The sequence below is a fragment of the Blautia sp. An46 genome (assembly GCF_002161645.1).
Lineage (GTDB): Bacteria > Bacillota > Clostridia > Lachnospirales > Lachnospiraceae > Blautia > Blautia ornithocaccae.
The window spans coordinates 1-4,412 of record NZ_NFIF01000042.1 but is presented as its reverse complement, the minus strand read 5'-3'; the positions used below and the strand labels follow the sequence as shown (position 1 = coordinate 4,412).

2 protein-coding genes and 1 pseudogene are annotated in these 4,412 nt (G+C 45.7%); 1 reads left to right on the top strand and 2 read right to left on the bottom strand.

Annotated elements, in window-relative coordinates:
• Positions 1-259: 259 nt before the first annotated feature.
• Both B5G00_RS18315 and B5G00_RS18310 read right to left on the bottom strand, forming a co-directional pair.
• Positions 260-997 (bottom strand): ATP-binding protein, encoded by a 738-nt coding sequence (locus B5G00_RS18315; RefSeq protein WP_087275070.1) that lies wholly within the window; start codon positions 995-997, stop codon positions 260-262.
• Positions 987-2,600 (bottom strand): Mu transposase domain-containing protein, encoded by a 1,614-nt coding sequence (locus B5G00_RS18310; protein WP_087275069.1) that lies wholly within the window; start codon positions 2,598-2,600, stop codon positions 987-989. The genes B5G00_RS18315 and B5G00_RS18310 overlap by 11 nt, the downstream gene beginning before the upstream one ends.
• A gap of 297 nt (positions 2,601-2,897) precedes the next feature.
• On the opposite strand from B5G00_RS18310, the pseudogene B5G00_RS18305 reads away from it, so the two are divergent.
• Positions 2,898-4,247 (top strand): annotated as a pseudogene (locus B5G00_RS18305) (IS1634 family transposase); the annotation flags it as partial.
• Positions 4,248-4,412 lie beyond the last annotated feature (165 nt).

Genomic DNA, 4,412 nt, shown 5'->3' with positions numbered 1-4,412 from the left:
AAATTCATAATTCCTCCAGTCGAAAGCACGGACAAAATGAGTTTCACTTCCAACATCAATACCAACAATTAAAGTTTTTTCAGTAATGGATGCAATTTTTGCGTTTTGTGTGTTATACTGCAAACAGCCACTTTCCGCGGCCAGCAGGGCCGCATTTCCCGGCCAGTCAGGGCCATATTAAGCGGTCGGCTTTAGAGAGCGGCAGGGCAAGAGGGGCTCCGCCCTGCTGATCAGTATTGATCGTTGTTGTCACAGAAGGCTATGCCTTCTCAATCAGTACGGTAAATCCTGTCGTCAGCCTTCGCCGGATTCCGTCAAGCTTACCGTAACACTCCTTCTCGTCACTCAGCTGATTTCCCCACTCATCTGGAGAATACTGACAGCTGAAGAGTGTGGAGGTGCCAAGGTCATCCCGAAGTTTTATGAGATGATACAGAATCTTGATCCCTTCTTCTGAATACCTGCTTATGGCAAAATCATCAATGAACAGCAGCTGGATCCGTGCATAGTATCTGATCCTCTTACGATACTTGTTCAGGTCTTCCTGGCGGTTGAGGACGATCAGTTCGTCCAGCAGGTCACTATAGTCTACGAACTTACAACGGTAATTACGTCTGCATGCTTCCACACAACAGGCAGACAGGAAATAAGACTTGCCGGCACCGGTGACTCCATAGATCCCGACATTCTGCCGGTTCTCAGCGAAATGAAATTTCAGGATCTGATCAACGGTGGCATCATTGTAGATGCGTCCGTTGCCGGTTTTCAGATTCTCGGCCAAAGCACCTTTATTGATCAGGCTGCTGAGCCGCAGATTTGTTTCAAACCTGTTGTTGAGTGTTTCTATGTACTGAGTTTCCAGAACCTCACGGATAAACTGCAAAGCGGTATAGCTGCCGAATTCAGGGCTTTTAGACAGTTCTGCGAAACGCTGGGCGGCTACCGGCAGGGATAGTGTGTCCAACATCTCATAGATATCAGTAGTCTTATTCTTCATTGCCTGCCTCCGTTTCCTGACGCTTCAGCAGGTTCTTAAGGGAATACTTGCTGTCATCATCTTTGTAGGCGCCGGATACGGCTGTTGCAGCATCTTCGTTGGGACTGCTCTGTGGCATTGTACTTTGCAGCGGCTCTTTATGGTAAGTTGAGATTGTGTTACAGATATAGGAATAGTTGCATCTCCCAGCTAAAACGGCGTCTTTACAGCAACGTTCCAGGGCTTCCGGCGAGTACTTCTCCGCATACCGCAGAATACCAAAGCAGCTTCGGAATGACTGCACCGGATAAGCGTATTTCTGAATGACTGCATCGATCAAAGCACGGGTGCTGGATCCGATAGCAGATGCTTTCTGCTGAAAATAAGGCACCGTCCAATAGCCATAGTCTTTGTATTCGGCAGGCATATCCGAGGGGATGATCACCCAGTCTTTCGGTGTGTAGCTCCGCTTATGCGTCCGGATGAAGTCGCCGTGTTTGTTATAGACATAGATTTCTTTTTCCCCTGCCCGGATCTCAAGTTCCTGTCGCAGATATTTCCGGGGCATGCTATAATGAACCTTGTCGAAGGTGAAGGAGAAATCTTGTGCTACTTTAACAGTCTTTCGTTCAAGATATTCAAAACGGCTGGGCGGAAGAGGCAGGAGAGTCTCCTTCTCTTCTGTTGTAAAGAGATCATACCGGGAATAGGTGAGCCCCTCAAAAGGCTTCCGGTTCTCGGCATCCACCTTTTCCATCAGGACACAGTTTAAATCATCCAGGGAATAAAAGACCATGTCTTCCATATCCATGAGGATGTGCATGGTAATGATCTTTACGTGGCCTTCCACAACTGGTTTCCAGCGGGGGGATTTCACTTTGGCAGGGGTTAAAACCGTATTGTTATGTTCTGCCCATGCCTGGAAATCTTTATTCAAGACAGGGCTGATCCAGTCTTTGTTCCGGGCAACTGCTACTTTGCAATTATCCGGGGTGATCGTCGGCGTCACGCCGCCAAAATAGGACAGAGCATTATTGTTGACCCGGATCCAGTTCCGGATATCGCATTCGGTCATTCCCTCAGCGTAAAAATAATCACTGTAGGTGAGGGCAGCGATAAAGATCGTGACCTTTGTGGTCTCATCCGGGTTCCGGCGGTTATGCAGATAGAGCTGCTTCCCCGCATAGTCCAGCTCTAGATTGACACCGGGATAACGCTGGATGTGGAAGGTCAGCTGTTTGGAATCAGCCCATTCGCTGTAACGCCTGCAGTACTGGCGATAGCTCATTGGCTTCTTTCCATCTACGACACCTACGGCATTGTATTTCTGCCACAGATGCTTCAGGGTCTCCCCTTTGCGGGCTAGAGCCTTGTAAACAGCTTCCTTGTTAAAATCCCGATAGAGAAGCTGGTTCGCTGATACACCAGGCTTTTTATAGAGAATACTCTCAATGTATTCATTCGTGACATCTGCCGGTAAAGGGTATGAGAGTTCCGGATTCTCTCTGAAACGCTTCAGGAACTCGTTGACGGTTGTTTTGCTGCAGTCACCGCAGCTTTCGGCGATCTCGCGACCGCTGAGATGGTTCACAAAGTGAAGTCTCAATACTCTTTTGTAGTCCATAATTGAACCTCCAGTTATGATATTTCCCCTTGAACAGGAGATGCTTATATTATAACTGGAAATTTTGGCCGCTTAATGTGTCCTTGGCTGACCGCCATTTAAGTCACAGGCTGGCCGCCAAATATGGCACAGGTGGCCGTTTAGGCTGGCAATCTGCATATACTTCATTTCAGATACCTCTCTGTTCTATAGGATTTGTACTAACCAGCAAAGTCAGCAAATCTTATTTTACTCTGAGGTATCTTTTTTTCTCAACCACCTTTCGTGGAATTCCCTATATTTGTATTATACAGGAAGCTCCTGTCTTCCCTGATCTATTCCAGAGCGGTCTGCCCCTGTTCAAAAGCGAAAACTTTTGACGAAGTACTTCCGAAGTTGTATGAGCCTGTCAGATTTTCCCTGAACCAGCTGTATGCAGGATTAGAGTATCTCGGCTCCGAATATGAAAAGATCATCGAGATCTATAACCATCAGATCAACAGGAAATATCCTTTCGATACTTCTCATACGTATTTCGACTGTACAAACTTTTACTTTGAGATCGACAGAGAGGATGATTTCCGCCGGAAGGGGCCTTCCAAAGAGAATAGAAAAGATCCGATTGTCGGGATGGGGCTCCTGCTTGATGCCCATCAGATCCCAATCGGAATGAAACTCTATCCCGGCAGCGAAAGTGAAAAGCCTGTGATCCGTAAGGTGATCGATGACCTGAAAAGCCGGAACAACATTTCCGGGAAAACCATCCAGGTGGCAGACAAAGGATTGAACTGTTCGGAAAATATCCTCCATGCAGTAAAATCAGGAGACGGATATCTTTTCTCCAAGTCTGTGAAACAGCTTCCGGAAACAGAACAGGTCTGGGTCTTATTGGAAAATGATTACCGGGATGTCAAAAACGAAAAGGGGGATCTTCTTTATCGTATCAAAGAGTGTGTCGATGATTTCCCATATAAATATACGGACGAACAGGGGCGGGAAAAGATTGTACGGTTACAGGAAAAACGAGTAGCTGTCTATAATCCTCAGCTCGCCAAAAAACAAAAGAATGAAATCAGCAGACAGATAGAAAAAGCAAAAATCCTCCGGGCAAGCCAGGCGAAAAGATCCGAATACGGGGACAGTGCAAAATTTGTGACCTTTCAGGCCGTTGATAAAGAAGGGAAGAAATCAAAAGATAAAGTAAAGGTGCTTATGAATGAAAAAGCGATTGAAAAAGCGCAGGCACTGGCTGGTTATAATCTTTTTGTTACATCAGAGATCCATATGTCAGATTCAGAAGTATACCATACCTATCACAACTTATGGCGGATCGAAGAATCCTTCCGGATCATGAAGTCACAGTTGGACGCAAGACCCGTGTATCTCCAGAAGGAAGATACCATCACAGGCCATTTCCTGATCTGCTATCTTGCTGTGCTTTTGACCCGCCTGCTGCAGTTTAAAGTCTTAGGAGATCAGTATTGCTCTGAAGACATCCTGAACTTTTTTAAACAGTTCCGTGCAGCCCGGGTCTCTGAAAGGAAGTACATAAATCTGACAAGGAACTCAACATTTATCCGAGAATTTGCACAGAAGACAGAACTTCCCCTCACCTCTTATTTTCTCACAGAATCGCAAATAAAAAAGATGCTAAGTCACAGGTTTTAATCTGTGGCTTAACACCATTTTTTGCCATCTAACTCTGAAAGTCAGGTTTTATACTGATTTCACAAAAAAGTCAACATAAAACCAAGAAATAGAATGGAGGTCTATGTATATTTTATACAAGGGAACCCTATGTCAGGTTCCCTTCATCATCTTCCGAAAATTCTC